The 24,644-nt window shown below is 73.0% G+C and carries 23 protein-coding genes; 11 read left to right on the forward strand and 12 right to left on the reverse strand.

Going from position 1 to position 24,644, the window contains the following annotated elements; translation table 11 throughout:
* The first annotated feature begins 49 nt into the window (after positions 1-49).
* Positions 50-652 carry an MBL fold metallo-hydrolase gene (locus tag EV382_RS06675; RefSeq protein ID WP_130400717.1) on the forward strand — a complete coding sequence of 201 codons (603 nt, stop codon included), beginning with the start codon at positions 50-52 and terminating at the stop codon, positions 650-652.
* Between the two features lie 71 nt (positions 653-723).
* Here EV382_RS06675 and EV382_RS06680 read toward each other — a convergent pair whose 3' ends face one another.
* Positions 724-1,335, reverse strand: coding sequence for a LysE family translocator (locus tag EV382_RS06680; protein WP_130400718.1), 612 nt, complete (start codon positions 1,333-1,335; stop codon positions 724-726).
* A gap of 62 nt (positions 1,336-1,397) precedes the next feature.
* On the opposite strand from EV382_RS06680, the gene pdxR reads away from it, so the two are divergent.
* On the forward strand, positions 1,398-2,879 hold the full coding sequence (pdxR, locus tag EV382_RS06685) for a MocR-like pyridoxine biosynthesis transcription factor PdxR (protein WP_130400719.1): 1,482 nt from the start codon (positions 1,398-1,400) through the stop codon (positions 2,877-2,879).
* 133 nt (positions 2,880-3,012) lie between these two features.
* Positions 3,013-4,044 (forward strand): extracellular catalytic domain type 2 short-chain-length polyhydroxyalkanoate depolymerase, encoded by a 1,032-nt coding sequence (locus EV382_RS06690; protein WP_130400720.1) that lies wholly within the window; start codon positions 3,013-3,015, stop codon positions 4,042-4,044.
* A gap of 31 nt (positions 4,045-4,075) precedes the next feature.
* On the opposite strand, the gene EV382_RS06695 is transcribed toward EV382_RS06690, so the two are convergent.
* From EV382_RS06695 to EV382_RS06725, 7 genes are all read right to left on the reverse strand, one after another.
* Positions 4,076-5,497: a DUF6297 family protein gene (locus EV382_RS06695; protein ID WP_130400721.1), complete on the reverse strand. Its 1,422-nt coding sequence runs from the start codon at positions 5,495-5,497 to the stop codon at positions 4,076-4,078.
* Positions 5,494-6,117, reverse strand: coding sequence for an ABC transporter ATP-binding protein (locus EV382_RS06700; RefSeq protein WP_130400722.1), 624 nt, complete (start codon positions 6,115-6,117; stop codon positions 5,494-5,496). Before EV382_RS06700 ends, EV382_RS06695 begins: the two co-directional genes overlap by 4 nt.
* Before the next feature lie 40 nt (positions 6,118-6,157).
* Entirely contained in the window at positions 6,158-8,566 is a 2,409-nt protein-coding gene (locus EV382_RS06705; protein ID WP_130400723.1) for a tetratricopeptide repeat protein, read from the reverse strand.
* Entirely contained in the window at positions 8,563-10,329 is a 1,767-nt protein-coding gene (locus EV382_RS06710) for an ABC transporter permease (protein WP_130400724.1), read from the reverse strand. Before EV382_RS06710 ends, EV382_RS06705 begins: the two co-directional genes overlap by 4 nt.
* Entirely contained in the window at positions 10,326-11,603 is a 1,278-nt protein-coding gene (locus EV382_RS06715; RefSeq protein WP_130400725.1) for a type 2 periplasmic-binding domain-containing protein, read from the reverse strand. Before EV382_RS06715 ends, EV382_RS06710 begins: the two co-directional genes overlap by 4 nt.
* Positions 11,600-12,232: an ATP-binding cassette domain-containing protein gene (locus EV382_RS06720; protein ID WP_165435735.1), complete on the reverse strand. Its 633-nt coding sequence runs from the start codon at positions 12,230-12,232 to the stop codon at positions 11,600-11,602. The genes EV382_RS06715 and EV382_RS06720 overlap by 4 nt, the downstream gene beginning before the upstream one ends.
* Before the next feature lie 77 nt (positions 12,233-12,309).
* Entirely contained in the window at positions 12,310-13,287 is a 978-nt protein-coding gene (locus EV382_RS06725) for a helix-turn-helix transcriptional regulator (protein ID WP_130400727.1), read from the reverse strand.
* Positions 13,288-13,331: 44 nt separating this feature from the next.
* On the opposite strand from EV382_RS06725, the gene EV382_RS06730 reads away from it, so the two are divergent.
* Both EV382_RS06730 and EV382_RS06735 read left to right on the forward strand, forming a co-directional pair.
* Positions 13,332-13,826: a hypothetical protein gene (locus EV382_RS06730; protein ID WP_130400728.1), complete on the forward strand. Its 495-nt coding sequence runs from the start codon at positions 13,332-13,334 to the stop codon at positions 13,824-13,826.
* A 142-nt stretch (positions 13,827-13,968) separates the two neighbouring features.
* Complete coding sequence (locus EV382_RS06735) at positions 13,969-15,381, forward strand: FAD-binding oxidoreductase (RefSeq protein ID WP_130400729.1); 1,413 nt, start codon at positions 13,969-13,971, stop codon at positions 15,379-15,381.
* Positions 15,382-15,529: 148 nt separating this feature from the next.
* Here EV382_RS06735 and EV382_RS06740 read toward each other — a convergent pair whose 3' ends face one another.
* Entirely contained in the window at positions 15,530-16,711 is a 1,182-nt protein-coding gene (locus tag EV382_RS06740) for a low temperature requirement protein A (protein ID WP_208758328.1), read from the reverse strand.
* Between the two features lie 26 nt (positions 16,712-16,737).
* On the reverse strand, positions 16,738-17,157 hold the full coding sequence (locus EV382_RS06745; RefSeq protein ID WP_130400730.1) for a hypothetical protein: 420 nt from the start codon (positions 17,155-17,157) through the stop codon (positions 16,738-16,740).
* A 184-nt stretch (positions 17,158-17,341) separates the two neighbouring features.
* Between EV382_RS06745 and EV382_RS06750 the strand changes: the two genes are divergently transcribed.
* The gene (locus tag EV382_RS06750; protein ID WP_130400731.1) at positions 17,342-18,430 is read left to right on the forward strand and encodes an S-(hydroxymethyl)mycothiol dehydrogenase; all 1,089 of its coding nucleotides are present in this window, start codon (positions 17,342-17,344) and stop codon (positions 18,428-18,430) included.
* Positions 18,427-19,056, forward strand: coding sequence for an MBL fold metallo-hydrolase (locus tag EV382_RS06755; RefSeq protein ID WP_130400732.1), 630 nt, complete (start codon positions 18,427-18,429; stop codon positions 19,054-19,056). Before EV382_RS06750 ends, EV382_RS06755 begins: the two co-directional genes overlap by 4 nt.
* Positions 19,057-19,082: 26 nt before the next feature.
* Here the strand turns inward: EV382_RS06755 and tsaA are convergent, their stop codons facing one another.
* Positions 19,083-19,511, reverse strand: coding sequence for a tRNA (N6-threonylcarbamoyladenosine(37)-N6)-methyltransferase TrmO (tsaA, locus tag EV382_RS06760; RefSeq protein ID WP_130400733.1), 429 nt, complete (start codon positions 19,509-19,511; stop codon positions 19,083-19,085).
* A gap of 58 nt (positions 19,512-19,569) precedes the next feature.
* On the opposite strand from tsaA, the gene EV382_RS06765 reads away from it, so the two are divergent.
* Together EV382_RS06765 and EV382_RS06770 are read left to right on the forward strand one after the other, a co-directional pair.
* A complete protein-coding gene (locus tag EV382_RS06765) occupies positions 19,570-20,073 on the forward strand; it encodes a VOC family protein (RefSeq protein ID WP_130400734.1) in 504 nt (167 codons plus the stop codon).
* A gap of 430 nt (positions 20,074-20,503) precedes the next feature.
* Positions 20,504-21,217: a hypothetical protein gene (locus EV382_RS06770; RefSeq protein WP_130400735.1), complete on the forward strand. Its 714-nt coding sequence runs from the start codon at positions 20,504-20,506 to the stop codon at positions 21,215-21,217.
* A 58-nt stretch (positions 21,218-21,275) separates the two neighbouring features.
* On the opposite strand, the gene EV382_RS06775 is transcribed toward EV382_RS06770, so the two are convergent.
* Complete coding sequence (locus EV382_RS06775; RefSeq protein ID WP_130400736.1) at positions 21,276-22,646, reverse strand: alpha/beta hydrolase family protein; 1,371 nt, start codon at positions 22,644-22,646, stop codon at positions 21,276-21,278.
* 258 nt (positions 22,647-22,904) lie between these two features.
* Here EV382_RS06775 and EV382_RS06780 point away from each other — a divergent pair, with 258 nt between their 5' ends.
* Both EV382_RS06780 and EV382_RS06785 read left to right on the forward strand, forming a co-directional pair.
* Positions 22,905-23,231, forward strand: a complete 327-nt coding sequence (locus EV382_RS06780; protein ID WP_130400737.1) for a MazG-like family protein — start codon at positions 22,905-22,907, stop codon at positions 23,229-23,231.
* Between the two features lie 720 nt (positions 23,232-23,951).
* Positions 23,952-24,536, forward strand: a complete 585-nt coding sequence (locus tag EV382_RS06785) for a hypothetical protein (RefSeq protein WP_130400738.1) — start codon at positions 23,952-23,954, stop codon at positions 24,534-24,536.
* Positions 24,537-24,644 lie beyond the last annotated feature (108 nt).

Raw genomic sequence — 24,644 nt, forward strand, 5'->3', positions numbered from 1 at the left:
GCGCAGGCCTTCCCGATGCCGGCGTCCGTCGACCGCGTACCGTCGCCTGATGCGTATCACCCGGTTCACGCACGCCTGTGTCCGCATCGAGCACGAGGGAGGGGTGCTGGTCGTCGACCCGGGGACGTGGAGCGAGCCGGATGCCCTGGTCGGCGCGGACGCCGTCCTGGTCACCCACGAGCACACCGACCACGTGGACGTGTTGCGGCTCGCCGGTCTCGGTGTCCCCGTGTACGCCCCGGAGGGTGCCCGACTGCCGGATCTCGCCCAGCTGCCGGTGACCCGGGTCCGCGCGGGGCAGCGGTTCACCGCGGCCGGCATGACGGTCAGCGCGCACGGTGGCCGACACGCCGCCATCCACGACGGGCAGCCCGACTGCCCGAACCTCGGCTATCTGATCGGCGGCGAGCTCTATCACCCGGGTGACGCCCTGCACGTGCCGGACGAGCCGGTGCGCACCCTGCTCGTCCCGGCCCATGGGTCCTGGCTGCGCCTCGACGAGGCGATCCGGTTCGCCGCCGCCGTGGGCGCGGCGGCGGCGTACCCGATCCACGACGCGCAGCTCAACGAACGCGGCCTGGCCAGCGTCGCCGGCTGGTTCACCGAGACGATCCCCGGCTACCGTCACCTGGCGCCCGGCGACACCGCCTGACTCCGGTCGTCACCGGCCGTCGTGGTGCGGAAACGGGGCGGTGGTGAGTGTGCGAACCGCACGGGTGATTCCTATCGTTCGGTGAGGGCGAGGGTCACGCCGAGCGCGACGAACGTGCCGGCGGCGGATCGGCGCAGCCAGTCGGTGACCCGGGGTCGGGTCAGCACCCGGTCGCGGACCCGGGCCGCGAAGATGCCGTAGCCGCTGAACACCACGAAGGTGAGCAGCATGAACACCGCGCCGCAGCCGAGCATCGCCCGGGTCGACCCCGGTGCCGTGGTGTCCACGAACTGCGGCAGGAACGCGACGAAGAACATCGTCGGCTTCGGGTTGAGCAGGTTGACCAGCACCCCGGAGACGATCACCCGGATGGCCGAGCGCTGTGGGGCCTCGGTCGTCGCCGTGAAGGCGTCGCGATCCCGCGCGATGGACCAGGCCAGCCAGAGCAGGTAGCCGACCCCGAGGTAGCGGACGATCTCGAACGCCGCGGCGCTGGTCTGCATCAGCGCGGCCAGCCCGGTCATCGCGGCCAGCAGGTGCGGCAACGTGCCCAGCGTGCAGGCGAACGCGGCCAGCACGCCGGCCCGAGCACCCCGCGACAGGCCGGCCGAGAGGGTGAAGAGCACCCCGGTGCCGGGGGTGACCACCACGATCAGGGTGGTGATCAGGAATGGGATGGTCACGGTTGTCCTCCGACGGAGTTGGCAGGTCTGGCTCCTGCTCACTCTGCTGCCACAATGGTCCGATGGGCAGAGCCAAACCAGCGGCCTCTGACAGGTCCATATCGGCCGGTTCCGACTTCCTGTACCTGACCATCACCGACGCCGCGCCGGGCGGGCGCGCCGACTGGTTGACCGACCGGCTGCGGCAGGCCATCGCCGAGGGCCGGGTGCCGGTCGGTGACCGACTGCCCCCCACCCGCGTGCTCGCCGCCGACCTCGGTGTCTCCCGGGGCGTGGTCACCGAGGCGTACCAGCGCCTGACCGAGGAGGGACACATCGCCGGCCGGGGCCGGGCCGGCACGGTGGTCGTCGCCGCGCCGGCCGCCCGCACACCCGCCCCGGCCACCGCGCCGGCACCGGTCGCGACCTTCCCGCCGGCACCGGGCACCGACATCTTCGACGCGGTACGCGCGGCGCACTCGACCATCGACCTGACGCCCGGCGTACCCGACCTGACCGCCTTTCCCCGCGCGGACTGGCTGCGCGCCGAACGGACCGTGCTGCGCCGCCTCGCCGCGGCCGACCTCGGCTACGGCGACCCCTGTGGCGCGCCCGTGCTGCGCCGCGCCGTGGCCGCCTGGTTGGCCCGCAACCGTGGGATCAGCGTCGACCCCGTCGAGGTGATCATCGTGGCCGGTGTCTCCCAGGCGCTCGGCCTGCTCGCCCAGGCCCTCACCGCTGCCGGTCTCGACCGGATCGCGGTCGAGGACCCGGGCTCCCTCGGTGTGCGGCAGCACCTGAACAACTGGGGGATGAGCACCCCGCCGGTCGCCGTCGACGACGCCGGGCTGCGGGTCGACGAGTTGGCCGCCGGCGGCGTACCGGCCGTGATGCTCACCCCCGCGCACCAGTTCCCGACCGGCGTGGTGCTCGACGGTGACCGCCGCCGCCAGCTCGTCGCCTGGGCGCGGGCCGGCGGTCTAATCATCGAGGACGACTACGACGCCGAGCACCGCTACGACCGTCCCCCGGTGCCGGCGCTGCGTGGCCTGCTGCCCGAGCAGGTCTGCTACGCCGGCAGCGTCTCCAAACTGCTCGCCCCGGCCCTGCGGGTCGGCTGGCTGCTCGTACCCCCGCGGCTGCGCGAGGCGGTGGTGGCCGCCAAGCGCAACGCCGACCTCGGCAACGCCGTGCTACCGCAACTGGTGCTGGCCGAGCTGATGACCTCCGGCGCCTTCGAGCGGCATCTGCGGCTGCTGCGCCGTCGACACATCCGCCGACGCGACGCCATGATCGCCGCGCTGGCCCGTGCGGTGCCCTCGGCGACGGTGCACGGCGCCGCCGCCGGTCTGCACTTGATGATCACGCTCGACGACGCCGTGGTCGACACCGAGCTGGCGGCGGCGACGCTGGCGCGCGGGGTGAAGGTGCAGCCGCTGTCCTGGCACTGCCAGCGCCCCTACCGACCGGGCCTCGTGCTCGGCTACGCGGCCCGTACGCCCACCGACATCGAGGACGGCGTCGCCGCCCTCGCCGCCGCCCTCAGCCATGTGCAGGGTTCCTGACCACGGGGAATGGGTGCCGGGAACACTCCCGCGTCGGCGGACGTGGCGGTTGCCGTCATATCCGGTGTGGTCTATGTCACGGTAGCTTCGGCGCACGCCGACGTCCTCGTTGGCGCTGCCGAGGAGAGCGCCCATGCCCACACCGCTGAAAGCCGCCACCACCCTCGCGGCCGTGCTCCTGCTGATCCTGACCGCCGCGGCTCCCGCCCAGGCCGCCAACCCCGCCACCAAACCCCCGGTCTCCGGGTCGCTGGGCACCTACAACGTCACCGGCGTCTACGTCGCCGGGGTCTCCTCCGGTGGCTACATGGCCACGCAGCTGCATGTCGCCTACTCGTCGCGGATCCGAGGGGCGGCCGTCTTCGCCGCCGGGCCGTACTACTGCTCCCAGAACACCGTCGCCCAGGCCCTCTACGGCTGCGGCGACAACCGGTACCCGACCAACGTGGGCGCCCTGCAGGCGTACACCCGGACCTGGGCGACGTACGGCTGGGTCGACCCGGTCGGCAACCTGTCCGGCGATCCGGTGTACGTGTTCCACGGCGGCAACGACACCACGGTCAAGAAGTCCGTCACCGACGACCTGGTCCGGTACTACCAGCACTTCGGGGCCAGCGTGCAGTACGACAGCGGCTCCGCCGCCGGTCACTCCTGGGTCACCCCGTACGGCACGCTCGGGTGCGCGGCGACTGCGTCGCCGTACCTCAACGACTGCGGCATCGACCCGCAGAACGCCCTCCTGCGCAAGCTGCTCGGCGGGGTCAACGCCCCGAACACCGGGGCACTTGGCGGCTCGCTCATCCGATTCAGCCAGAACACGTTCGCGGTCAACGGCTGGGCCAACGGGTTGAGCATGGACGCCAACGGCTACGCGTACGTCCCGTCGGCCTGCGCGGCCGGCCAGTCGTGTCGCCTGCTGGTCGCCCTGCACGGCTGCGTGCAGTCCGCCGCTACGGTGGGCACGGCGTTCGTCGACCGGGCCAACCTCAACCAGTACGCCGACACCAACAATCTGATCATCCTGTATCCGCAGGCCAGCACCTCCCTGAGCAACCCGAACGGCTGCTGGGACTGGTGGGGCTACCTCGGCGCGACCAACTTCCCGATCAAGGGCGGCGCGCAGGTCGAAACCATCATGAACATGGTCCGGCGGCTGGACGGCTGAGTGTCCCGGGCTGGCCGGGGCGGGCGACCGGTCAGCCCAGGAACAGCTGGACGAGGACCAGCACGGCGATCAGCGCCGGCCCGCGTGAACCCTGCCGCAGCAGGTCGACCGGGATCATCCCGAACGGCGTGTTCACCGTCGCGCCGCCGTAGTCGATCGGCGGGCGGGTGCCGGCCCGGAACGCGGCGGCCACCACCCCGAGCGCCAGGGTCGGCGCCAGCCACGCCGGCCCCGGGTCGACGGTCGGCAGGGTCAGCAACCACCACAGGCCCGCGCCGACAGCCGGCACCACCACGTGGATCCCGCGCAGCAGGTTGTCGCTGCCGCCGAGCGCCCGGCGCAGACCGGGTGAGCGGCTGACCGCCCGCAGACCGCCGGTCAGCCGGTCGGCGGCGAGGTACGCGAACACCACCTGCGCGGCGCCGGCCAACCCGGGCAGGGCGAGCGCGGCAGCGTACTGCACCCCGATCAGCGCCGCCCAGATCAGCACGGCGCTCGGGTGCCGGCGCAACCGGCGTACGTCGGCCTGCAACAGCGCCCACCAGCCGGGGCCGGGCCGGAAGCGGCGACTGCGGACCCGGCCGATCCGACGCCAGCGGCGGCTCTCCACCAGACCGGCGAGCAGACTCGGATCCAGCAGGATCGTGGCCGTTGCGGCGGCGTTGGCGAACTGCGCGCCGGTGGTCAGGGTGGCCCGGTCGACGCCGGGCAGCGCGCGTACCGCGCGGATCGTGCCCAGGACGGCGAGCGGCACGGCGAGGGCGACCAGCGCGATGGTCGGCGTCGTCGCCGGCCGGGGCAGCCCGTCGCCGAAGCGACCGACGAGCACGACCACTGCGGTGATCACGGCCGCCGCCGCCATCGGCACCGCCCCGACGACTGTCGGCCAGCGTCGCCCCGACCGGCTGCTCTGGGCGACGACGCTGAGCGCCAACGCGGCCGCACCCCACCCCGCTCCGGCCGCCGCCGCCCAACCCAGGGCCGTCGGGTCGCTGACTCCACCGAGCGCCGCCACGGCCACCGCGAGCGCCGCGGTGCCGGCCGCCGCGCCCACCAGCAGCAGGACGAAGCGCGGCGCCAGCCAGGCCCGCCGGTCGATCGGCCCGCTGACCGCCCAGCTCTGCGTGGCCGGGGTGACCAGCAGCGGGCCGAGCGCCCGCAGGCCCCGCCAGGCGAGCCCCGCGCCGGCCAGCAGCGCGGCGACGGCCAACCACCACCGCACACCCGGCTCGGCCCGCCCCACCGTGGGGGAGTCCAGCAGGTTACGGCTGGCGCTGATCGCGAACCAGCCGTACATGCCCACGAACAGGACCATGACGTACGCGTCGCCCAGCACGTCACCGAGGGAATGGTCGTGGTGCCGGCTGCGGGCCCGGCGCAGATGTGTCCGCACCTGGCGGGCGGTGGGCACCCCGGCCAGCGTGTCGGCGACCGTGGCCGGCCCGGCGGTCACTTGCCGATCTCGATGCGCTCGTCGACCACCGCGTCGATCAGCTCCGGGTCGTGCGAGGCCAGCAGCACGGCCGTGCCCGCCGCCCGTTCCCGCAGCAGCCGGTCGGCGAGCCACTGTCGCCCGCGTACGTCCAGCCGCTGCTCGGGCTCGTCCAGGATCAGCACCCGACGCGGCCGGACGAAACAGGACGCCAGCGCCAACCGGCGGCGCTGTCCGCTGGACAACGTCACCGGCAACTGGTCGCGGGCCGGCTCCAGACCCAGCTCGGCGAGGACCTCCTCGACCGGCTCGGCGTCACCCCCGTGGGCGTACGCGACCAACTCCAGGTGCTCGACCACGGACAGGTCGGGAAAGAAGTCGATGTCGTCCAGGGCGGCCGCCACCAGCGCCCGCACCTGAGGATCGGTCTCGTCGGCCCGGCGGCCCTGCACCAGCACCTCGCCCGCGTCCGGTCGGTCGGCACCGACGACACAGCGCAGCAGGGTGGTCTTGCCGCTGCCGTTGGGGCCCAGCACCACCGCGATCCGGCCCGCCGGGAGCGTGAAGCTCACATCGTCGAGCACGACCAGGTCGCCGAAGTTTCGGCTGAGTCCCCGTACCGAGAGCGCGTCCACGATCACAGAGTCTCCCAGAGCCCGGCCACCGGCCAACCCGAGCGACCTACGTCACGCGGCTCTCGGCGTCGTCCGTCACGCGGCTCTCCGGGTCGTCGTCGAGTCGGGCGTCGGCGGCGGCCAACCCCTGGGCGTCGGCGACCTCCTCGGCGAACGTCGCCGCGTCCGCCCAGTGCCGTCGCGCCTCGGCCGGGTCGCCCAGCGCGGCGCAGGCGTCGCCCAGGTAGAGCAGGGTGCGCGCCAGCCCGGCGGTCGGACGGGTCTCGTCGCGCAGCCGGCGGCTCTCGGTCAACAGCTCGTACGCCGTCCGCGCCTGCCCCGGTGTGCTGTTCAGCAGCGTCGCCCCGGCGTTGAGCAACGCCGTCGCCCGGCTGGTCGGGTCGTTGACCGACTCGTACTCACGCAGTGCGGCCCGCCACGCCTGAGCGGCGTCCAGGTGCTCGCCGAGCGCCGCGTGCACCAGCACCAGATTGGTCAACGCCGCCGCGTACCCGCGTGCGTCACCCACCGACCGGAACGTGTTGGCCGCCCGCACCAGGTGGTGGTGCGCGGTGTCCGGTTCCCCCCGGGCCAGCTGTGCCGCCCCCAGGCCCAGGTCGGTGAGGGCGTGCCCGGCCCGGTCGGCACCCGAGCGGTGTCGGCGGGACATCTCCAGGTGTTCCACCGCGTCGTCGAGCTGCCCCAGGTCGAGCAGGGCCAGACCGAGGTTCATCCGCGCCTGCGCGTTGCCGCGCCGACCACGCTCGTTGACCGCGAGGGTGAGCGCGGCAGCCGCCCCCTGCGGGTCGTGCCGGCGTCGGCGCAGCACACCCAGCTCGTTGTGGGCCCAACCGGCGATCTCCGGGCGGTCGTCGGCGGTCGGGGTGGCCAGCACGGTGCGGCAGACCTGCTCCCACTCGTCGAGCCGCTCGGCGTACGCCAGCCACCCGCACAACGCCACGGCCAGCCGGAACCACCACCGGCGGACCCGGCGGGGCAGGGTCTCCTTCGCGCCGGCCGGCACCCGCACCACCGCCAGCAGCAGCTCCTGGTGCAGGTCGAACCACCCGTACGGGTCGTCGTCCAGCGGCAGCGACCACTCTCGGTCCCCGGCCGAGCCGAGCACCGCCAGGTTGGCCACGTGCCGTTCCGCGCGGCGGGCCAGGTGCCGGGTCAGTCGGGCCTGCGCGGCGACCCGGGCCCGGACCGGATCGGCGTCGCGCAGGTGCAGTCGGGCACTGCCGGCCAGCAGGGGGCGGATCTCGTACCGGTCGCCGGGCGCGCCGACCACGAACGCCGCCGCGGCCAACCGGTCGAGCAGCATGGTCACCAGCTCGGCGTGCCGCCCGGCCAGCGCGGCGATGGTGGGCCGGTCCACCGGGGCGGGGGCTAGCGACATCAGCCGGTACAACCGTCGGGCCGCGCGGGGCAGCACCCGGTAGGCGATGTCCCGTTCGGTGACCAGGCGGGCCGCCGGCGAGACGGCGAGGCGCTGATGCGGGGGCGTCTGCACCGCGCGACGCAGCGCGTCCAGCACGTCGGAGTGCCGCCAGCCGTGCTGAGCCGTCCGGTAACCGAGCGCGCGGACGGTGCGTGGTTGCCGCCCGCACAGGTCGACGATGTCGCGTACCGCCGGGTCGGTGCGCGGGTCGGCACGCCGGACCCGGGCGGCGGGCGCGGCCCCGCCCGCCGTCGCGAACAGCTCCACCGCCTCGGATGTGCCCGGTTCGGCGATCCAGTGCGCGACCACCCCCTCCAGGCCGACCAGCGCCGGACCACCGGCGAGGAGCAGGCGGCAGGTGCGCGCGGTGGGCGGCAACAGTGGCTGGACCTGGTCGGGACGGTCGACGTTGTCCAGCACCAGCAGGATCTTGCGACCGTCGAGCTGCCCGCGTAGCGCGTCGGCGGCGACGGCGAGCGCGTCCGGCCGGCCGGAGGTCGGCGGTGCGGTGCCCAGGATCCGAGCCAGCGCGGTGAGCACCTGCCGGGCCGTCCGGGGTCGGCCGCGCCGCCGCAGGTCCAGGTAGTACTGCCCGTCCGGGAAGTCCTCCCGGCACCGGTTGGCCGCCTGCACCGCGCACGCGGAGGTGCCCACCGCACGTCGGCCCAGGACCGCCACCGCGTGTTTGCGCGCGAGCAGACCGACGACCGCGTCGACGTGCTGGGCGCGCCCGGTGAACTCGGCCGTGTAGGGCAGGGTGGGCGCCCCGGTGGCGGGCGTGGTGAGCACCTCCGTCGGCTCCGGGCCGACCTCCCGGCCGGCCCGGCGGCGGCGCACCTCGTACACCACGTACCCGACCACGCCACCGGCGGCCAGCACGGTGGTCACCGGCCCGAGCACGCTGGCCGCCAGCTCGGAGAGGAGGTTGCCGGCCAGGTTGCTGCCCACGTTGGCGAGGATGCTGCCGAGCACGCCGCCGATCGCGATCAGCGCCGGCCAGCGCGAACCGCCGCGCGCACCACCCGGCCCGGTCACCGCACGCCTCCGGAGACCAGCCCGGCGACGAGGTGCCGCCGGGAGAGGACCACGAGCACCACCGGCAGCACCGAGGCGAGCACCGAGCTGGCCGCCAACGCGCCACTGTTGCTCACGAAGCCGCGGGTCTGCTCGGCCAGGAACGGCCCGAGCGGCGACGCCCCCGGCCCACCGAACAGCCGACCCACCACCAGGTCGTTCCAGACCTGGACGAACTCCAGTACGCCGACCGCCACCACCGCCGACAGGTTGTGCCGGGCCAACCGGCGCAGGGTGTGCCACCACCGGCGCCCGCCCAGCCGGGCGTCGTGGACCTGCTCGACCGGCAGGTCGGCGAACGCGTTGCGCAGCACCAGCACCGCGAACGGCACGCCCAGCGCGATGTGCACCAGGGCCAGGCCCTGCGCCGTGCCGGACGAGAGCACCAGGCCCAGCACCTCGTTGACCGGCCCGGCGATGACCTGGATCGGCACCACGCTGGCCGCCAGCAGCAGCAGGCCGGTGGCCTGCGCGGCCGGCCCGGTCAACCAGGCCAGCGGGTACGCGGCCAGCAGCGCGACCACCAGCACCGTGGCGGTCACCGCGGTGGCCAACAGCAGGGTGAAGCTCAACGTGCGCCACAGCTCGGTGCCGGTGACCACGTCGCGGTACGACTCGACAGTCGGCGTCGTCGACCACCAGCCGCGCGCGGCGGCGTCCACCCGGCCGTGCGCCGACGTGGCGACCAGCACCGCCAGCGGCACCAGCCAGGCGATCGCGGCACCCGCCGCGAGCAGTCGGAACACCCGCCGGGGCGGGGCCGCCGGAGCGGGCTCCGGTGCCGCCTCGACGCGCGGCGGCGGCCACGCCTGCCGGACGAAGAGCGCGGCCACGATGATCCCGCCGATCACCGCCACCAGCCACACCACGCCGAGCGCCGCGCCGTCGCCGGTGGTGGTGCCCCCGGACGTCTGCCAGATCCGCAGCGCGAGCACCGAGGCCTCGTCGCGGACCGAACCGGGGGTCATCACCAGGATGAGGTCGAACGTGCGGCTGGTGCCGACCGCCACCAACGCGAAGACCACCGCCGTCGTGCGCAGCAGCAGGGGCCGCCACTGGGCGTCCCACAGCACATGGCGACGCCCGCCGCCGTAGGCACGGACCGCGTCGGCGAGACTCGGCGGCACCGCGTCCAGCGCGGACCGGAAGACCAGCACCGCCAACCCGACCCAGGCCCAGACGAACGCCGACATCAGCGCGACGGTGACCAGCCCCGGCCCGAGCAGCTGCGGCGCGTCGTCGACCGACCGGCCGGTCAATCGGGTCGCGACCAGGGTGGCCAACCCCCGGCTCGGGTCCGGGTCGTACATCAGCCGGAAGGTGACCCCGGTGACGACCAGCGGCAACGCCACCGGCACCAGGAGGATCAACCGGACCAGGCCGCCCTCCTGGGAGCGGCGCGACGCGGCGGCGAGCAGGTAGCCCAGTGCCGTCACCACCGCCGGCACCAGCAGGGCCCAGAGGACCGTCCGGCCGACCACCGCGCCGGTGCCCGGGGTGGCGAGCGCGGCCCGGAAGTGCGCCGCGCCGACCCAGCGACCGTCGGTGGTGACGCTGGCGTGCATGGTCCGCAGCACCGGCCACAGCACCAGCCCGCCGAGCAGCACCGCGGCCGGCAGCAGCAGGGCCGAGGTCGCCCCCGCCGCCGGATACGCCCGACCCCGTCGGGCTGGCCCGACGTCGTCGAGGACCGCCAGCTCCCCGAGGACCCGCACCTGGCTCATCGGCCGCCCCCCGCGCTGCGGGCCGCGGTGGCGAGCAGGCCGGTGGCCCGGCGAATCGCCTCGCTGGCGCGGACCCCGTCGGTGACGTCGGCGAAGAACCCCTGCATGATCCGCCAGATGCCGACCCCGTCCGAACCGGTGAACGCGCCGGGCAACTGGTCGGAGAGGTCGAAACGCAGCGTGCGGGGCGTCCGCATCTCCTCGGCGAGCCGCTGGCCGACCGCGTCCCGGTAGCTGTCGATCGTGACGTTGGTGTTGGGTGAGAGGTAGCCGCCGGCGCGCAGCCACGGCTGGAACGAGTCGGCCCTGGTGAGCCACTCGACCAGCTCGACCCCGCCCCGGGCGTCGGCGAACGCCACGGCCGCGTCCCCGCCGACGATCAGTGGGCCGCCGCCCGGCTCGGCACCCGGGAACCGGAACGTGACCGGCGCTTCCGGGCCGCGCTGGAACGGGTCGGCGACGTCGGCGGTGAAGTCGGCCCCGACCAGCATCACCGCCCGCTTCGTGTGCACCACCTGGATCACCGACTCCTCGTACTGGGTGAGCAGGGCGCGACGGCCGCCGCCGACGAACGCCCCCTTGATGCTCCAGAGCCCGGCGAGCCGGTCCAGTGCGTCGCGCACCGGTCTGCTCTGCCAGTCCGCGTCCGGTCGGGCCAGGGTGTTGTAGCTCTCCGGTGCCACGTCGGCCAGGACGTTCTCGAACCAGTCGGTCAGCACCCAGCCGTCGGCGGCGCCGATGGCCAGCGGCGCCGGCCCGCCGTCGCGCCGGGCGAGCGCGCCCAACTCCTGCGTACGCCGGACCAGCGCGTCCCAGTTGGCGGGCTGGACCGGCAGCATCGAGGGCAGGTGCCAGACCAGCGACTTGTGCGCCGCCTTGACCCAGACGCCGTAGCGCTGACCCTCGGCGGTCAGCAGTTCGCCCAGCCCGGCGGGTACGGCGTACTCGGTGGACCCGCGCACCGGGCTCAGCCAGCCGCGCTGGGCGTACTCGGTGACCAGGCCGGGGCGGGGCAGGATCGCCACGTCCGGGCTGGTGCCGGCGAGGTGTCGGGCGCGCAGGAACGCGTCGATGTCGTTGCCGGCGCTGACCACCTGCACGTTGGGGGAGTAGCCGCGGACGACGTCCCGGAACCGGTCCAGCTCGCTGGTGCTCCACACCACCGCGACCTGCACCGACCGGGACCCGCCGGAGCAGCCGGCGGCCAGCGCGGTGGCACCCGCGGCGGTGGCCCGCAGCAGCGTACGACGACTCGCCCGCAGCGCCGGCCTCATCGACTCGCCTCGCTCGGCTCGGTGACCAACTCGTGTCGCACCGGAATCTCGGCCAGGGTGGCCGGGTCGGCGGTGCAGACCAGCACCGCCACGCCGGGAGCGTCCGGTGGGGAGAGTCGAGGCATCAGGTCACCGAGGCGGCTGTCGCCGGCCGATCCGGCCGGCAGGTCCACCACCAGCACCTCGGGCAGGCAGGCCGCCGCCCGGGCGAGCGCCACCCGGAACCGCTGGGCGGCGGAGATCTGGTGCGGCAGCAGGGCGAGGGAGAGCGCCAACTCGAGTCGGTCGACCACGGTGGCCGTCCAGTCGTTCGCCACCTCGTGCACCCGTTCGCGTTTGCGCTGGCCGTACTCGATGTTGCGCCGCACGGTGAGCTGCGGCAGCAGCGCGCCACCGGCGGGCACGTAGCCGATCTGCCGGCGCGGCGGCGGCAGGCCGGTGACGTCCCGGTCACCGACGAGGACGCGACCGGTCACCGGCGGGGCCAGCCCGGCCAGCACCCGGGCGACCGCCGTGCCGAACCGGGGCGGCGCCACCAGGGCGGCGAGTGTGCCGGCGGGAACGTCGAAGGTCACCGGCCCGGTGCCGGGGACGGCGACCAGTGCGCGTAGCCGTAACGTGACCCTCACCTCCGGTGACGTCGATGACCGTCCCAGGGTGGCACATTGTGCCGACAATCGACGCCCCCGTCCCTTTCCACTGTGGATCAGGTGGGGGAGTAGAGCGCGGCGAGCCCGGCAGCCGTGGCGGCCAGCCGTTCCCGCAGCGCCGTCGGGGCGAGCACCTCGACGTCGGCGCCGAGGCGCAGCAGCTCACCGTGAGCGTGGGTGAGCGACTCGATCGGCAGCACCGCGGTCACCCAGCCCCGCGCGTCCGGTGCCCCGGCGCTGGCGTCCATCGCGGTCACCACCGGGTCGCTGGCAACCTCGCGCAGCCGCTCCCGCCCGGCCGGCGAGAGCCGGACGTGGGCCTCGTCGCGGTGCAGCCGGGCCCGGAACCGCACCACGTGCGCCCGCCACCAGGACGGCAGGTCGAAGTCGGCGGGGCGGTCGAACTCCTGCGCCAGCGGTGTCAGCGCGAGGATCTGGTTGACCCGGTACGTCGCCGGCGCGCCACGGCCGGGCTGGTCGGCCACCACATACCAACGGCCCCCCTTGAGCACCAGGCCGTACGGCTCCAGAACGCGGGTCACCTCGCCGTTCCAGCTGCGGTAGCGCACCTCGACGCGGTGCTGCCGCCACACCGCCTCGGCCGTGCGGGCCAGCTCGGGGGAGGCGTCGCCGTCGGCGTACCACCCGGGAGTGTCCAGGTGGAAGCGTTGTTGCAGTCGGGTCGCCCGGTCGCGCAGCGGCGCGGGGAGCGCGGCGTGCAGCTTGAGTTGCAGCGCCGCCACCACGTCGCCGTACCCCAACTCGTCGGCGGGGCCGGGCAGCCCGGCGAGGAACAGCCGGTCGGCCTCCTCGGCGGTCAGCCCGGTCAGCCGGGTCCGCCAGCCGTCGACAAGCTGATAGCCACCGGCGTGCCCGGCCTCTCCGTAGAGCGGGATGCCGGCGGCGTGCAGCGACTCGACGTCCCGGTAGATGGTGCGGGGAGAGACGGTCAGCCGCTCGGCGAGCTGCGCGGCGGTCATCCGGCCGTGCGACTGGAGCAGTAACAGGAGGGAGACAAGTCGAGAGGCCCGCACTCCCCTGACACTAGGTGTCAGGGGACCAGTCGTACCGTCCCGACATGACTGAGAACGCGACGAGCGGCGGCGCCGGTGGGACGACCGGCGACTTCGATTTTTTCACGGGCACCTGGAACGTCGTGAACCGGCGGCTGCGTAAGCGGCTGGTCGGCTCCGACGAGTGGGAGGAGTTCCCGGGGGTGTCGGTGGCGCACGGCTTCTTCGCCGGTGGCGGCAACTTCGACGAGATCACCTTCCCCACCAAGGGTTCCGCCGGCGCCACGGTCCGGGTCTTCGACCCGGCCCGGCAGGAGTGGTCGATCTACTGGATGAGCAGCGACATCGGGGTGCTGGGGCAGCCACCGATGGTGGGTCGCTTCGTCGACGGGGTCGGCCGCTTCTACGCCGACGACCAGCACGAGGGGCGTCCGGTCCGGTGTCGGTTCATCTGGTCGGAGATCAGCGCGACCACCGCGCGGTGGGAGCAGGCGTTCTCGGTCGACGGCGAGCAGACCTGGGAAACCAATTGGATCATGACCTTCACCCGGGCGTCCTAGCCAGGTCATTCGTCGCTGCCCTGCTGACCGGCACGGCACCCGACGTGTGAGGCGCCTCGCAGTCGCGGCCACACCTCGAACCAATCGACACGCGGTCGCATCCGGGACGGACGCACGTCCCGACCATGGAAGGCACAGCGTGATGAACCCCAACGATCCAGCCCACCACACCGGGATCACCAAGGAGGCCGCAACACAGCTCGCGGCCCAGACCAGCGGACCGGTGCTCCTCCCCGGCGGCGAGGGGTACGACGTCGAGTGCGCGTCGTACAACCTCGCCATTCCGCAGCAGCCGGCACTCGTGGTCGGCGCCACCAACGCCGCCGACGTCCAGGCAGCCGTCCGCTTCGCCGCCGACCAGGGCATGCCGGTGGCGGTGCTCGCCACCGGGCACTCCGCGCTCCCGTCGGCCGGAGCGCTGCTGATCACCACCCGGCGGATGGACGGGGTCGTCATCGACGCCGAGGCGCGAACCGCCCGGATCGAGGCCGGCGTGCGGTGGCAGCAGGTCGTCGACGCGGCGGCCAAACACGAGCTGGCACCCCTCAACGGGGCGGCGCCGAGCGTCGGCGCGGTCAGCTACACGCTCGGCGGCGGGTTGAGCCCGATCGGCCGCACCTTCGGTTTCGCCGCCGACCACGTACACCTGATCGAGCTTGTCACCGCGGACGGCGAGCTGCGCACCGTGACCGCGACCGACGAGCCGGAGCTGTTCTGGGCGCTGCGCGGCGGCAAGGGCAACTTCGGCGTGGTCACCGCGCTGGAGTTCGCCCTCTTCCCGGTCAGCCGGATCTACGGCGGCGGCCTCTTCTTCCCGGCTGAGCGGGCGGCCGACGTGCTCACGGCGTGGGGACGATGGACGGCCGACGTCCCCGACGAGATGACGTCGTCGGTCGCGTTGCTGCAACTGCCACCGCTCCCCGAGGTGCCCGAACCGCTGCGCGGCCGGCTGGTGGCGCACATCCGGATCGCCTACGTCGGCGCGGCAGAGGACGGCGAACGGCTGATCGCCCCGCTCCGCGCGATCGCCCCGACGCTGATCGACTCGGTGACCGAGATGCCGTACAGCGCGGTCGGCTCGATCCACGCCGACCCGCCCACCCCGATCCCGTTCGTGGACCGCTCGGCACTGCTGCGGGAGTTCACCCCGGAACTGGTCGACACGATCATCGCCCAGGCCGGCCCCGACACGGGCAGCCCGCTGACCGTCCTGGAGATCCGGCACCTGGGCGGGGCACTCGACCGCCGCCCGGAGCCGACGAACGCGATCGACCTGCGGGACGCCGCCTTCACCTTCTACGCGGTCGCGATCGGTGGGCCGGATCAGGCCGAGGCGTTCCACGGTCACCTGACCCGACTGTTGCAGGCCATCGCGCCGTGGAGCACCGGCGGGCGGTTCGTGAACTTCCTCGGTGCCAGCGACGCCACCGCCGACGGGGTCGCGGCCACCTACCCCGCGCAGACGTACGAACGGTTGGCGGCGGTCAAGCGCAGCTACGACCCGACCAACATCTTCCGCGTGAACCACAACATCGCCCCGGGCCGGGGCGAGTAGGTGCGAGCCCGCCGATAGTTCGTCGGCCGGGCGCGAGCGCGCCCGTGGCGGCTGCACCAGAACTACGCCTGGGACGCGTTGCTCATGCGGCACGGCCGGCTCGTCGACGACTTGGCCGACCCGGCCCGGGAGGTGGCCTGACCCGCCGTCAGGCCGGGTCGGCCGCCGTCGCAATCCGGTCGAGGTCGCGGCTGCGCACCAGCACGGTCACCGCCACCAGCGCGACCAGCAGCCCGGCGAGCACGTACACCGGGGCCGGCCCGAGCGGCGCGAGCAGCGCCAACAGGGCGACGACCGGGAAGGCCACGACCACCGTGGCGCGCTGCCGCCGGCGGACGTGCAGCGCCCAGACCGTGAGCAGGAAGACGGCGGTCGGGACGGCCACCGCGTACCCGGCGGTCCGTTCCGAGATGTGTGTGAGGTGCCGCTCGTAGTCCACCGACACGCTCAGGCCCGCGCCGACCGCGGCGATTGCCGCGAAGATCAGGTAGTGGCCGTACCCCCAGAGCAGGGAGTACGGCAGCTGGGCGGGCGCCTCGACGGGCCGGTCGAAGTAGAGCCACCACAGGGCGAACACGGTCACCGTGGCCGCTGCCGCCAGCGACCAGAGGTGCCGGTCGCCGGCGTCCACTCCGGTCTGGATGGCCACCGACGTGGCCAGCACCACGTCCCCGAGCACGATCAGGGTGAACAGCCCGTACCGTTCGGTGATGTGTCGCGGGTGCCAGGGAGTCATCCCCGGTCGCTCGGCGACCGCCGGCACCAGCAGGTCCGCCACGACCAGCAGCAGAAACGCCGCCGTCCCCCAACCCTGCGGCAGGGCCAGCCGCAGCAGCCAGCCGAGTTGAACGACGGTGACGCCGATCGCGTACCGCCGGGCCGCCCGGCGGTGCGCCGGGTCACCGGCCGCGGCCCGGCACCACTGCACGACGAGCGCGATGCGCATCACCACGTAGCCGTACGTGATGACACTGAAGTCGCCGTCGGTGAACGCCCGTGGCACCCCGGCCGCGATGATCAGCGCCCCGGCGATCTGCACCAGCGTCGCGATCCGGTAGAGGTCGTCATCGGTGTCGTAGGCCGAGGCGAACCAGGTGAAGTTCATCCACGACCACCAGATCGCGAAGAAGACCATCAGGTACCTGGTCAGCGCGTGGCCGAGGTGACCCTCGGAGACGTCGTGGTGCAGGTTGGCGGCGGCCTGCGCCACGGCCACCACGAAGCACAGGTCGAAGAAGAGTTCCAGCGGCGTGGCCGCGCGGTGCGGCTCGTCGCGACGCCGTGGCCGCATCGGCCGGTAGAACGGTCGCACCGACCGGGGCTGGGTCACCGCGTCTCCTCAGGTCGAACGCCGGGTCAGCGGCGCCGACGGCCGTGGGTCAACCCCTCCAGCACCAGGGTCAGACCGGCGCCGACCAGCCAGACGTCCTTGGCGAGCCCGGTGCCCTGCTGGGTCGGGCGGATGCTGCCGGGCTCCCGCAACCCGGGCGTCTTGAGGTAGAGCTGCACCAGGCCCGCACCGAACGCGGTCAGGCCGAGCCCGACCAGGGGGGCCGGGACGAACGGCGCCATCAGCGCGGCCCCCAGGGCGACCTCCGAGTACGCCAGCACCTTCGCGAAGCGCGCCGGCTCGAACTGGCTCAGCTGCGGCATGGCGGTGACCGCCATGCCGTGCATGCCCTCCGCGGCGTCGCCCTCCAGGTTGCGCTTGCCCAGACCCGAGTTGAGGAAGTACGCGCCGATGCTGAGCCGCAGCGGCAGGTGCGCGAGTTTCATTGTCACTCCCGTTGGCCGTGGTCGAATGCGGCCCGCGTACCCCGGACCGCCCGCGATAACCCGCCGGGGCGGCTGGGCTGGCCGTGGTGGTCACGGTAGGTTCGCCTCGGGCCCACCGCCGGGCCCGTGGCACACCGCCCACCCCGGCGTCCGGCCCTGCCGCAGACCACCAGCAGGAGGCGAAGTGAGCCAGGAAGTCCGGGGAGTCATCTCCCGCAGCAAGGGAGCGCCGGTCGAGGTCACTACCATCGTGGTGCCCGATCCCGGGCCCGGTGAGGCGATCGTCCGGATCCAGTCGTGCGGGGTCTGCCACACCGACCTGCACTACCGCGAGGGCGGCATCAACGACGACTACCCGTTCCTGCTCGGTCACGAGGCGGCGGGCATCGTGGAGCAGGTTGGCGAGGGCGTCACCGACGTAGCCCCGGGTGATTTCGTGGTGCTCAACTGGCGGGCGGTCTGTGGGGTGTGCCGCGCCTGCCGCCGGGGTCGGCCGTGGTACTGCTTCAACACCTACAACGCCAAGCAGCGGATGACCCTCACCGACGGCACCGAACTCGCCCCGGCGCTGGGCATCGGCGCGTTCGCCGAGAAGACGCTGGTGCACGCCGGGCAGTGCACCAAGGTGGACCCGGCGGCCCGTCCCGCCGCCGTGGGTCTGCTCGGCTGCGGGGTGATGGCCGGGCTGGGTGCGGCGATGAACACCGGCAACGTCACCCGGGGTGACTCGGTCGCGGTGATCGGCTGCGGTGGTGTCGGGGACGCGGCGGTCGCCGGCGCGGTCCTCGCCGGCGCCACCACGATCGTCGCGGTGGACACCGACAGCCGCAAGCTCGACTGGGCCCGCAAGTTCGGTGCCACGCACACGGTGAACGCCTCCGAGACCGACCCGGTCGAGGCGATCCGTGCCGCCACCGGCGGTTTCGGCGCCGACGTGGTGATCGACGCGGTGGGTCGACCGGAGACGTGGAAGCAGGCGTTCTACGCCCGCGACCTGGCCGGCACGGTGGTGCTGGTGGGCGTACCGACCCCGCAGATGCAGATCGAGCTGCCGCTGCTGGACGTCTTCGGGCGCGGCGGCGCACTCAAGTCCAGTTGGTACGGCGACTGCCTGCCCAGCCGCGACTTCCCGATGCTCACCGAGCTGTACCTGCAGGGCCGACTCGACCTCGACGCATTCGTCACCGAGGAGATCGCCCTCGACCAGGTCGAGAACGCGTTCGACCGGATGCACCACGGCGACGTGCTCCGCTCGGTGGTGGTGTTCCCGTGAGCGCCCGCGTCGACCACGCCGTCACCTCGGGCACGTTCTCGCTGGACGGGCAGACGTTCGACGTGGACAACAACGTCTGGGTGATCGGCGACGACCGCGAGTGCGTCGTCCTGGACGCGCCGCACGACGCGGCGGCGATCCGCGCCCTGGTGGGAGACCGGCAGGTGCGGGCGATCCTGGCCACCCACGCCCACGACGACCACGTCCGGGTCGCACCCGAACTGGCCGAGGCCACCGGCGCGCCGGTGCTGCTGCACGCCGCCGACCGGGTCCTCTGGGACATGGTGCACCCGCACCTGCCGCCCCACGGCGAGCTGCACGACGGGCAGAGCATCGAGGTGGGCGGCACCACGCTGCGGGTGCTGCACACCCCCGGGCACAGCCCCGGCGCGTGCAGCTTCCACGCGCCGGAGCTGGGCGTCGTGTTCACCGGCGACACGCTCTTCGCCGGTGGTCCGGGCGCGACGGGCCGCTCGTACAGCGACTTCGCCACCATCGTCCAGTCGATCCGTACCCGGCTGCTGACCCTTCCGGCGGAGACGGTCGTGCACACCGGCCACGGCGACGACACCACGATCGGCGCGGAGGCGCCGCACCTGTCGGAGTGGTTGGCCCGGGGCCACTGAGGCCCGCTTGCGGCGCGGTCGGCGGTTCAGCGTTCGTCGGCCGCGCCCAGCACCGGTTTGACGTCCAGGATCGGGGTGCCGTCGAGGGCCTCCAGGTCGGCCACCTCGACGCGCAGCCCGTCCACCGCCAGCACCCGCACCCGGTGCAGCCCGATCGGGTTGGGCCGGTGCGGGGAGCGGGTGCTGAAAACCCCGGTCTCCGGTCGGGTCTGGTCACCGCGCGGGTGCACCGCCAGCACGTCACGCCGGGCGCGGTCCAACCAGGTCAGCACCAGCAGTTCGGCGCCCACCCGCAGGTCGCGCAGGGCCCGTTCGACCAGCGGGTCGAAGACCAACCAGGCCGGCGGCGCGCCCTCATCGCCCTGTCGTGGTGCGCTCGCCGCGTCGGTCAGTGACGAGGCGACCCGGCCGACCGGGTGCAGCAGGTACGCGTCGTCGCTTCCTGTCTCGACCATCCTCGCTCCCTCCTGGACGGCCTCAACCTAGCCCCACCGCGACGTTAGGCTGCCGCGCATGGCCACCGACTCGCCCGTCCCCGCCGGCTCAGCCGTTCCCGGCGCCTCACCCGCCCCGGTCGTCCGTCAGCTGCGCCTCGTGGTGGAGGCCGCCGACCACGAGGCCGCCGTCGCGTTCTTCCGCGACGCGCTGGGTCTGCCGCAGGAGGCGGAGTTCATCAGCGAGGGGGATGCCCGGGTGGTGATCCTGGACGCCGGCCGCGCCACCCTGGAGATCGCCAATCCGGCGCAGAAACGCCTGATCGACGAGGTCGAGGTGGGTCGGCAGGTCGCGCCGCGCATCCGGGTGGCCTTCGAGGTGGACGACACGGAGGCGACGACCGCCCGTCTGGTGGCCGCCGGGGCGAGCGAGATCGCGCCGCCGACGCGTACGCCGTGGCAGTCGCTCAACTCCCGCCTCGACGCCCCCGCCGACCTTCAGATCACCATCTTCCAGGAACTCCCCGGACCGGACGAGGGCAACCTCACCCACGGTGTTGGCCCAGACGCCAACTCACGGTAGCGACAAACCACTAACTGCCCGCCATCCCACCACCGTGTTTTGCCCCTTTGCTCTGCTGCCCTATCTGCACCACGTCCCCCGAGCTGCGAAGACGTGCTTTCCGCCAGTCACGGAGGTATCGCGCCGGCGTTTCCGGACCGTAGCCGGTGCATATAGGGCAGCAGAGCAAAGGCTGATGTTCGGAAACTGGCCCCCGGTTCCGAAATCACCCTCCGTCACGGCCATCCGGCCTGATGTGCCCAGAGCCGCAATGTCCGACTCGGTGCCGTGACCGCGGCCGCACCCGGCCGAGATTCGGGCCTTTCCGGAATGCCCGACAGGTGAACCCGGTTGTGTCCCCCGTACCGCCGGAGACCAAACCCCTTTCCGCGGTCATCTCCCGAGGAGTGTTCACCCCGGAGCGCTTCGCACGATCGAAAGGGCAACCATCGTGAAGGTCGACTTCACTCGATGGCTCCCCGCCATCGCTAAGGATTCGTACCGCAAGACCGCGCTGAGCGTGGCGGGTGTGGCCGCCCTCGGCGGTCTGGCCCTCGCGCCGACCGCAACCGCCGCCCCGGTCACCTCCGGGCCGCACCAGGGCGCCGTCGCCGCCATCGACCTCGCCACCGGCAAGGCCGCCAGCTCGGCGAAGCAGGACGATCAGCCCGTCGAGTCGGGCCTGACCACCGGCTCCGCCACCGGCAAGCCGCCGGCGGGCAAGCCGAGCCGTGCGCAGCTGATTCCGCACGGCATCGAGGGCGCACAGTCGCGCGTACCGCTCGACGACGCCCAGCTGGCCAACGCCCGGGCCATCGTCGACGCCGCCAAGAAGACCGGCGTCGGTGACCGGGGCGCCGTGATCGGCGTCGCCACCTCGCTGCAGGAGTCGAAGCTGTACAACCTCGGCCACCTCGGCGCGTACAACGACCACGACTCGCAGGGCCTGTTCCAGCAGCGTCCGTCGTCCGGTTGGGGCACGCCCGACCAGATCACCAACCCGGAGTACGCCGCCACGGCGTTCTTCACCGCACTCAAGAACGTCGGCGGCTGGCAGAACCTGCCGCTGACCGCCGCCGCGCAGACCGTGCAGGTCTCCGCCTTCCCGTACGCGTACGCGCAGTGGGAGGAGCAGGCGGCGGACATCGTCCAGCAGCTCTGGTGACACCCGCACATCCGCGCCGGCCGGTCCCGTTCAGGGGCCGGCCGGCGTCGTCATGTCGTCAGCAGGCCGGGTAGAGGCGGCGGGTGCCGACCCCGGCCGCGTACGCCTCGCGGTCACTGAACCGGCAGCCGTAGTCCGGCCGGGCCACCACCGCCGGGTCGGTCACGCTGTCGCCGGCCGGGCGCTTGCCGGTGCGTACCCAGGACACCAGGTCGTCCCAGGCGGCGCCGGCCTCGGCCGGGGTGAACTCGCAGTGCTGCGTGGCCCGGATCGCCCGCTGCACCACCAGCCTGCTGCGACCGTGCCGTGCCACGTCGGTGGCGTACGCCTGCGCCATGCTGAACGGTACGAACAGGTCGCCGAGACCGTGCAGGCTCAGCACCGGCGCGCTCGGGCGGCCGGCGATCCGCGGCACCTCGGTCAACGTCGGCAGGAGCCGCTGACGCACGTTCTCCGGGGCCACCCGCCGCACGCTCGCGTTGACGTCGACCGGGCTGTTCGGGGCGTAGCGGGTGAGCAGGTTGGTGGAGAGCTGACCGGGCCGCTGCGCCGGGGAGTTGCCGCTCCCGGTGGGCACGCTGATCGAGAAGAGGAAGTCCTTCCAGAGCGCGAACGCCGCGTCCGCCCCCGGGCGCGGCCCGCCGGAACGGTTCACGGTGATCGCCCGCAGTTGCTTGCCCCGGTCCGTGGTGGTGTCCGGCCCGGTCGGGGTCAGCCCGGCCAGACCGAGCGCCACCTGGATGCGGGGTACCGCGTTGGTCAGGTAGTCGGCCGGCGTCGGGTACGCCGGCACCCCGGCGAGGGCCTGCGCGACCAGGTTGTAATCCAGGTAGAAGTCGAGCAGCGTCTGGTCGCCGAGCACCCCGCACATCGGCAACGCGCCGTCGTAGTAGCCGGGGTACTGCTCCAGCGAACGACCGATGACGTACCCACCCATCGACACCCCGGCGACGTAGACGTGCTGCGGCCGGCGGACGGTCCGCCCGAAGTGGTCGGCGAGATCCTTCGTCCCCAGCACCCCGGAACGGATGTCGAACCCGTTACGGTCGTACGAGGACGACGCCCAGGCGTACCCCTGCTCCAGGAGCCGCTGGCGCAGCTCGAACCCGGGCGGTTCCGGCGAGAGCACGGTGCCCTGACCGCGGTACCCGTGCGCCCACAGCACCAGATCGCCGTTCCACCGCCCGGGGACCTCGATGATGTACCCAGCGTGGCGGTGTACGCCCTGGCGTACCGTCGTCGATTTTCCTCCCACGACCAACGGGGCCAGCGGCGGATTCTCGATGGTGTAGCCGGGCAGCGGCTCGCTGCCCCTCGGGTCGCGACCGGTGGCACCGGCCGGCGCGGCACCGGCCAGCCCGATCGCGAGGGTGACCGTCGCGGTCGCGGCGAGCAACCGGCGCAGGGTGCGAACGGGTGTGGACAGCATCGACGCTCCCCATCGGACGGTTTGTCGCCCGGGGGCGACCAGCGGGACGGTTGCCTACCGGCCGGTAGCGTCCTGAACCTAGAACCGCCGTCGACCAGTGTCAATGGGTACGCTGATCGGCCGGTCAGGCACGACTGTGCAGCCGCTCAGGTCGCGTGGTATGCGCCGCGCGCGGGTCCGGCCGGCTGCGCTCATCCGTGGTGGCCGTGCCGTACCCGGTCGCGTGGGCCGGTCGGTCCGTCAGGTTGACTGGTCGTCGTGGACGAGTCGATCTGGGAGGCGGCCCGCGCGTCGCGCGGCTGGCTGGACGCAGCGAACGGAACCGGGCAGACCGAACTGACCTGCCGCATCCTCAAGCTGACCGAGGAAGCGGGGGAGGCGTCGGCCGCCTGGATCGGGCTGCTCGGGCAGAATCCGCGCAAAGGTGTCACCCACACCCGAGAGGATGTCGCGGCGGAACTGGCCGACGTCGCCTTCACCGCCCTGGTGGCCATCGAAAGCCTGGGGCTGGACGCCCAGACGGCCCTGAACGCCTGCGCCGCAAAAGTGCGCTCCCGCCTGAACGGCCCTATGTCCGCATTGTGAGTGCTGCGTCGGTCGGCATGATCGTGATCGACTCGGGTTTCATGAAGTCGGGGGGTCCCGTCCGTCCCGGATGCCCCGACTTTCATGAACTCGAGTGGATCACCCGAGTGAGGGCCGATTCGACACCGCCGGCCTGACGTCGGTTTGGGTGGTTTGTCCGGTGAGGGGTGGTTGTGGGGTGTGGCCGGGCGCACCCGTGCGGTGGAATCGTCGCTGGCCCGGGGTCGTTACACATCCTGACGATCGCAGCACCACTGCCCGCCCGGCCCGCACGGGTGTGGGACGCCGGCACCAACCGCCCGGCCACCATCTTGATGTGGGTGCCGGGAGGTGGGCCGCCCGGGAATGACCCTGGACCCGCGGTCGTTGCAGTCCCCACGACCGACCGCACCGCCTCGATGTGGGTGCCTGGCAGGTGGGCCAACCTCCGGGAATGACCCCGACCGCCCGGTCGTTGCAGTCCCCACGACCAACCGCCCGGCCAGCGCCTCGATGAGGGTGCCGGCGGACAGGCCGCCTCGGGAATGACCCCGGCCGCCTGGTCGTTACACAGGGACCCGGCGCCACGAGCCCCCGCTCGCAGGTCGCCGACCCCGACGCCCAGCGGGGCGTCACCCCCTCAGACTTTCCCCCTTGTTTGTGCAGCGCCGGACGAGGTGCTCACACCCTGCCGCCGCCCCCTGGCGGTCGGGTGTTCCTACCCCCGAAGGAGCTACCCCCATGAACACGATCATTCGTAAGAGCGTGCTGTCCGTTGCTGGTCTCGCGTTCGCCGGTGGTGTCTTCGCCGGCCCGATCGCCCACGTAGCCAACCCGGTCGACGCCAAGCCGGCTGCGGTCGCGGTGCAGGCTGACAAGCCCGACACCAGCAAGCTGATCCCGCACGGCACCCAGGGCGACCAGTCGCACATCACCCTGAACGACGAGCAGACCGCCAACGTCAAGGCGATCATCGCCGCCACGAAGAAGGCCGGTATGCCCGAGCGGGCCGCGGTGATCTCGATCGCGACGAGCCTGCAGGAGTCGAAGCTGGAGAACCTGGGTCACCTGGGTGACATGAACGACCACGACTCGCTGGGCCTGTTCCAGCAGCGCCCGAGCTCGGGTTGGGGTACCCCGGAGCAGATCACCAACCCTGAGTACTCGACGACGGCGTTCCTGAAGGGTCTGAAGCAGGTCGACGGTTGGCAGGACATGCCGCTGACCGAGGCCGCGCAGACGGTGCAGGTGTCGGCTTACCCGGACGCCTACGCCCAGTGGGAGCAGCAGGCTGCTGACCTGGTTGCCCAGTACTGGAACAGCTGACCCACAGCACCACCACCGCACCACCGCACGACAGGACACCGACCGCTGGCCGGCACCCGCAACCTGGGGTGCCGGCCAGCGGCCTCCCTGCTGTTGCCGCCGCCGCCC

This window comes from Micromonospora violae (assembly GCF_004217135.1).
Taxonomy (GTDB): domain Bacteria; phylum Actinomycetota; class Actinomycetes; order Mycobacteriales; family Micromonosporaceae; genus Micromonospora; species Micromonospora violae.

Bases quoted from the DNA above. Each gene is read 5' to 3' on its own strand.
- EV382_RS06675 (WP_130400717.1), top strand. From the start codon at position 50: ATGCGTATCACCCGGTTCACGCACGCCTGTGTCCGCATCGAGCACGAG.
- pdxR (WP_130400719.1), top strand. From the start codon at position 1,398: ATGGGCAGAGCCAAACCAGCGGCCTCTGACAGGTCCATATCGGCCGGT.
- EV382_RS06690 (WP_130400720.1), top strand. From the start codon at position 3,013: ATGCCCACACCGCTGAAAGCCGCCACCACCCTCGCGGCCGTGCTCCTG.
- EV382_RS06710 (WP_130400724.1), bottom strand. From the start codon at position 10,329: ATGAGCCAGGTGCGGGTCCTCGGGGAGCTGGCGGTCCTCGACGACGTC.
- EV382_RS06715 (WP_130400725.1), bottom strand. From the start codon at position 11,603: ATGAGGCCGGCGCTGCGGGCGAGTCGTCGTACGCTGCTGCGGGCCACC.
- EV382_RS06730 (WP_130400728.1), top strand. From the start codon at position 13,332: ATGACTGAGAACGCGACGAGCGGCGGCGCCGGTGGGACGACCGGCGAC.
- EV382_RS06735 (WP_130400729.1), top strand. From the start codon at position 13,969: ATGAACCCCAACGATCCAGCCCACCACACCGGGATCACCAAGGAGGCC.
- EV382_RS06745 (WP_130400730.1), bottom strand. From the start codon at position 17,157: ATGAAACTCGCGCACCTGCCGCTGCGGCTCAGCATCGGCGCGTACTTC.
- tsaA (WP_130400733.1), bottom strand. From the start codon at position 19,511: ATGGTCGAGACAGGAAGCGACGACGCGTACCTGCTGCACCCGGTCGGC.
- EV382_RS06765 (WP_130400734.1), top strand. From the start codon at position 19,570: ATGGCCACCGACTCGCCCGTCCCCGCCGGCTCAGCCGTTCCCGGCGCC.
- EV382_RS06775 (WP_130400736.1), bottom strand. From the start codon at position 22,646: ATGCTGTCCACACCCGTTCGCACCCTGCGCCGGTTGCTCGCCGCGACC.
- EV382_RS06785 (WP_130400738.1), top strand. From the start codon at position 23,952: ATGAACACGATCATTCGTAAGAGCGTGCTGTCCGTTGCTGGTCTCGCG.